This window comes from Paracoccus sp. PAMC 22219 (assembly GCF_000787695.1).
Lineage (GTDB): Bacteria > Pseudomonadota > Alphaproteobacteria > Rhodobacterales > Rhodobacteraceae > Paracoccus.
The window spans coordinates 1-4,803 of the sequence record NZ_BBPH01000221.1; the positions used below are offsets into that span (position 1 = coordinate 1).

The window sequence follows — 4,803 nt, forward strand, 5'->3', positions numbered from 1 at the left end:
TGCGCGGTCGAGATCGTGATCCCGCGGGCCTTCTCTTCGGGCGCGCCGTCGATCTGGTCATAGGCGCGGAATTCGCCGAAGTACTTCGTGATAGCCGCCGTCAGCGTCGTCTTGCCGTGGTCAACGTGGCCGATCGTGCCGATGTTGACGTGCGGTTTGTTCCGTTCAAACTTTGCCTTGCCCATGGAATGGCTCCTTGTTCTTCAATGCTTGTAAAGTGGCGGGGCATGACGCCCCGCCGCAAGATCAGGCGTATTTCTTCTGGATCTCGTCCGAGATGTTCTGCGGAACGGCCTCGTAGTGGTCGAACTGCATCGAGAACACCGCACGGCCCGACGACATCGAACGCAGGTTGTTGATGTAACCGAACATGTTGGCCAGCGGCACGAAGCAGTCGATGACGTTCGCGTTGCCGCGGCTGTCCTGCCCCCGGACCATGCCACGACGGCTGGTCAGGTCACCGATGATCGAACCGGTATACTCTTCCGGCGTGACGACCTCGACCTTCATGATCGGCTCCAGCAGCTTGGCGCCGGCCTTGCGCAGACCTTCGCGCATCGCGGCGCGGGCCGCGATCTCGAATGCCAGCACCGACGAGTCGACGTCGTGGAACGCACCGTCCGTCAGCGCGACCTTGAAGTCGATGACCGGGAAACCTGCCAGCGGACCGGAGTCCATGACCGACTTGATGCCCTTTTCGACGCCGGGGATGTATTCCTTCGGCACCGCACCGCCCACGATCTTCGACTCGAACGAATAGCCTTCGCCCGGCTCGGTCGGGGTGATGGTCAGCTTGATGCGGGCGAACTGGCCCGTACCACCGGTCTGCTTCTTGTGGGTGTAGTCGATGTCGGCCTGCTGGCTGATCGTCTCGCGATAGGCCACCTGGGGCGCACCGATGTTCGCCTCGACCTTGAACTCGCGCTTCATGCGGTCGACCAGGATGTCGAGGTGAAGTTCGCCCATGCCCTTCATGATCGTCTGGCCCGACTCGAGATCGGTTTCCACACGGAAGGACGGGTCTTCGGCCGACAGGCGCTGAAGGGCCAGGCCCATCTTCTCCTGGTCAGCCTTGGACTTCGGCTCGACGGCGATCTCGATCACCGGCTCGGGGAAGGTCATGGTTTCCAGAACCACCGGCTTGGCCGGATCGCACAGGGTGTCCCCCGTGGTGGTGTCCTTCAGACCTGCCAGCGCGATGATGTCGCCCGCAAAGGCTTCCTCGATTTCCTCGCGGTTGATCGAGTGCATCATCATCATGCGGCCGACGCGCTCGCGCTTGCCCTTCGTGGCGTTCAGCAGCTGATCGCCCTTCTTCATCTGGCCCGAATAGATCCGGGTGAAGGTCAGCGAACCGACGAACGGGTCGTTCATGATCTTGAACGCCAGACCCGAGAAGGGCATGTCATCGTCCGCACGGCGTTCGATGTTGCGCGTCTCGGTATCGTCGCCCGGGGTGAAGCCCATGTAGGCCGGCACGTCCAGCGGGTTCGGCAGGAAGTCGATGACCGCGTTCAGCAGGGGCTGCACGCCCTTGTTCTTGAACGCCGACCCGGCGGTGACCGGGAAGAACGACAGCGACAGCGTGCCCTTGCGGATCAGCGCGCGCAGGGTCGCCTCGTCGGGCTCGTTGCCCTCCAGATAGGCTTCCATGGCGGCGTCGTCCATGTCGACGGCCAGCTCGATCATGTTCGAGCGCCACTCGTCGGCCAGGTCCTTCAGCTCGTCACGGATGGGCTTGCGGACCCAGGACGCGCCCAGATCTTCGCCTTCCCAGACCCATTCTTCCATCTTGATCAGGTCGATGATGCCTTCCAGCTTGTCCTCGGCGCCGATCGGCAGGGCGATCGGGCACGGGGTGCCGCCGGTGCGGTCCTTGATCATCTTCACGCAGTTGAAGAAGTCGGCGCCGATCTTGTCCATCTTGTTGACGAACACGATCCGCGGAACCTTGTAGCGGTCGGCCTGACGCCAGACGGTCTCGGTCTGCGGCTCGACGCCGGCGTTGGCGTCCAGCAGACAGATCGCGCCGTCCAGAACCGCCAGCGAACGCTCGACCTCGATGGTGAAGTCCACGTGGCCGGGGGTGTCGATGATGTTGAAGCGGTACTTCGTCTCGGACGTCCCCTCGGTGGTGGGGTCTTCCTGACGCTGCCAGAACGTGGTGGTCGCGGCAGACGTGATCGTGATGCCGCGCTCCTGCTCTTGCTCCATCCAGTCCATGGTCGCAGCGCCGTCATGCACTTCGCCGATCTTGTGCGACTTGCCGGTGTAGTAAAGGATGCGCTCGGTCGTCGTCGTCTTGCCGGCATCGATGTGGGCCATGATGCCGAAGTTGCGATAACGCGGAAGCTGATATTCGCGTGCCATGAAGTGGATCCTTTCGCCTTACCAGCGGTAGTGGCTGAACGCCTTGTTGGCGTCGGCCATCTTGTGCGTGTCTTCGCGCTTCTTGACGGCGGTTCCGCGGCCGTTGACGGCATCGGACAGCTCGCCCGCAAGGCGCTCTTCCATCGTGTTCTCGTTGCGCTTGGCCGCGGCCGTGATCAGCCAGCGGATGGCCAGCGCCTCGCGGCGGATCGGACGGACTTCGACCGGAACCTGGTACGTTGCACCACCGACGCGGCGCGAACGCACCTCGACGGACGGCTTCACGTTTTCCAGCGCCTCGTGGAAGACCTCGATGGGCTCGCGCTTGAGGCGGGTCTCGACGCGCTCCAGCGCGTTGTAGACGATCCGCTCGGCAATCGACTTCTTGCCGTCAACCATCAGGTTGTTCATGAATTTGGTCAGCACGCGATCGCCATACTTGGCGTCGGGCAGGACATCGCGCTTTTCAGCGGCGTGACGACGTGACATGGATGCCTCTCCTTACTTCGGACGCTTCGCGCCGTATTTCGAACGACGCTGACGACGGTCTTTGACGCCCTGGGTATCCAGCACACCGCGCAGGATGTGGTAACGGACACCCGGAAGGTCTTTGACTCGGCCGCCGCGGATCAGCACGACGCTGTGTTCCTGCAGGTTGTGCTTTTCGCCCGGAATGTAGGAGATGACCTCGAAGCCATTCGTCAGGCGCACCTTGGCGACCTTACGCATAGCGGAGTTCGGCTTCTTCGGCGTCGTGGTGTAGACGCGCGTGCAGACACCGCGTTTCTGCGGGCAGCCCTGAAGGTGCATGGATTTAGACCGCTGCACTCTCGGCTGCCGCGGCTTGCGGATCAGCTGTTGGATCGTCGGCATTCGGTTCCCCGTCTTGCTCTGTCAATACTCGCAACCGATCGGTTGCGCCGCTTCTCGACGGCATCTTGCGCGAATCGCAAAATGCCAAGCCCGTCCCGCCCATAAAGGGCTGACGGGCATAATTCCAGAGGATCGAGGCTGTTCTGCCCGGACCCTGACCTCACAGGTTCTGGCACCCGATGCGGTTTCCCGCCGGGTCGCGTGGTCATAGGGGGAATCCCCGGTGCTGTCAACAAGCCCACCGGGCGCCGCCGGTCAGCCCAGCCTTCGCGCCAGGTCGGCCAGGTCCGCCCGGCGCAGCCCGAACCGGCTGCGCAGCAGCTTGTTCATCGTGCCGTCTTCGGGCTGCCACGGCAGGCCCGGTCCCATGTCGCCGGAATCGCTGTCGGCGTGGATCGACCGGATGAACATCAGCGGCCGCGTCACCTGCACCCCCGGCATCCACTGCGCCAGCTTGGTGTGGTTGAAATGCAGGGCCGTCTGCGACGCGTCGGGCGCCAGGAAGATGGTCAGCGCCACCCCCATGTTGTGACAGATCCGCGGGGTGATCTTCAGCTGGCCGTCCTGCGCAGCGATCATCAACCCGCGCCCGTAATCCAGCGACAGCGTGCCCTCGGCCTGCCACAGGGGGCTGACGCGGGCGAAATCCGCGCGGGTCCGGGCGATGTAATCCAGCGCCACCGCATCGTCGTCGTCATGCCGGAAATGGCCGATCACCTGCGCATCCGGGTCCAGATGCGGCGCCACCGCCGCCTGGCAGGCCTGCAGATGGTAATCCATCGGCGGCACCAGCGACAGGCGCAGCTGCGGCACCCGGTCGCACAGATCGCGCAGCTGGCCCAGCCAGGGTTCCGGCAGGTCCGGCCCGGTCATGATCACCAACGTGAAGTCGGGATCGGTCTGCGCCAGCCACCCCGGCAGGGCGACCGTCTGGAACCACAGCCAGCGCCGGGCCAGCCGGTCGGGATCGTACAGATAGGCGCGGCGCGCCGCGATGCTGTCATGTTCGACCTGATAGCCGCGCAGTCCCAGATAGGAAAAGCGGCACAGTCCCAGCATCTGCACCCGCATCAGCGCCGCCGTCCCAGTTGAGCCTCGCGCCAGATGGTATAGATGCCCGCCCCCACGACAAGGGCCGATCCGACCCAGGTCCACATGTCCGGCCAATCGCCAAAGATCACCAGCCCCAGCAGGATCGCCATCAGCAGCGAAGTATAGCGAAAGGGCGACACGGCCGCGATCTCTCCGACACGCATGGCGGCCACGGCGCACAGGTAACCGACCGTCAGGAACGCGCTGCCCAGGGCCAGCAGCCCCAGCTGCCACAGCTGTGGCATCACCCACCCCTGCCCCAGGCTGAGGACGAACCCGGTCAGCGTGACCAGCACCGCGCCATAGAACGCGATGGTGTTCGAACTGACGTCGCGCCCGACTGCCGCGTCGACAGGTCGCGCACCGCGACCAGCAGCATCGCCCCAAGCGCCACCAGCGACCAGATGCCGAACGTGCCGCTGCCCGGTCGCAGGATGATCAGCACGCCCAGCATGCCTACCCCCACGG

6 protein-coding genes and 1 pseudogene are annotated in these 4,803 nt (G+C 64.2%); all 7 read right to left on the bottom strand.

The features are described from left to right. Positions 1-185 (bottom strand): GTP-binding protein (locus TY51_RS19005; protein ID WP_042252804.1); only part of this gene is annotated, 185 nt, incomplete at its 3' end. A 61-nt stretch (positions 186-246) separates the two neighbouring features. Then, complete coding sequence (gene fusA, locus TY51_RS19010) at positions 247-2,370, bottom strand: elongation factor G (protein ID WP_042252806.1); 2,124 nt, start codon at positions 2,368-2,370, stop codon at positions 247-249. A gap of 18 nt (positions 2,371-2,388) precedes the next feature. Further along, on the bottom strand, positions 2,389-2,859 hold the full coding sequence (rpsG, locus tag TY51_RS19015) for a 30S ribosomal protein S7 (RefSeq protein WP_042252807.1): 471 nt from the start codon (positions 2,857-2,859) through the stop codon (positions 2,389-2,391). 12 nt (positions 2,860-2,871) lie between these two features. Further along, on the bottom strand, positions 2,872-3,243 hold the full coding sequence (gene rpsL / locus TY51_RS19020) for a 30S ribosomal protein S12 (protein WP_042252808.1): 372 nt from the start codon (positions 3,241-3,243) through the stop codon (positions 2,872-2,874). 255 nt (positions 3,244-3,498) lie between these two features. Continuing rightward, positions 3,499-4,314 carry a glycosyltransferase gene (locus tag TY51_RS19025; protein WP_081995289.1) on the bottom strand — a complete coding sequence of 272 codons (816 nt, stop codon included), beginning with the start codon at positions 4,312-4,314 and terminating at the stop codon, positions 3,499-3,501. Next, entirely contained in the window at positions 4,314-4,631 is a 318-nt protein-coding gene (locus TY51_RS23770) for a DMT family transporter (protein WP_231559150.1), read from the bottom strand. Before TY51_RS23770 ends, TY51_RS19025 begins: the two co-directional genes overlap by 1 nt. After that, positions 4,616-4,803, bottom strand: a pseudogene (locus TY51_RS23775) (hypothetical protein); the annotation flags it as partial. The gene TY51_RS23770 and the pseudogene TY51_RS23775, both read right to left, overlap by 16 nt.

Bases quoted from the DNA above. Each gene is read 5' to 3' on its own strand.
- fusA (WP_042252806.1), bottom strand. From the start codon at position 2,370: ATGGCACGCGAATATCAGCTTCCGCGTTATCGCAACTTCGGCATCATG.
- rpsG (WP_042252807.1), bottom strand. From the start codon at position 2,859: ATGTCACGTCGTCACGCCGCTGAAAAGCGCGATGTCCTGCCCGACGCC.
- rpsL (WP_042252808.1), bottom strand. From the start codon at position 3,243: ATGCCGACGATCCAACAGCTGATCCGCAAGCCGCGGCAGCCGAGAGTG.
- TY51_RS19025 (WP_081995289.1), bottom strand. From the start codon at position 4,314: ATGCGGGTGCAGATGCTGGGACTGTGCCGCTTTTCCTATCTGGGACTG.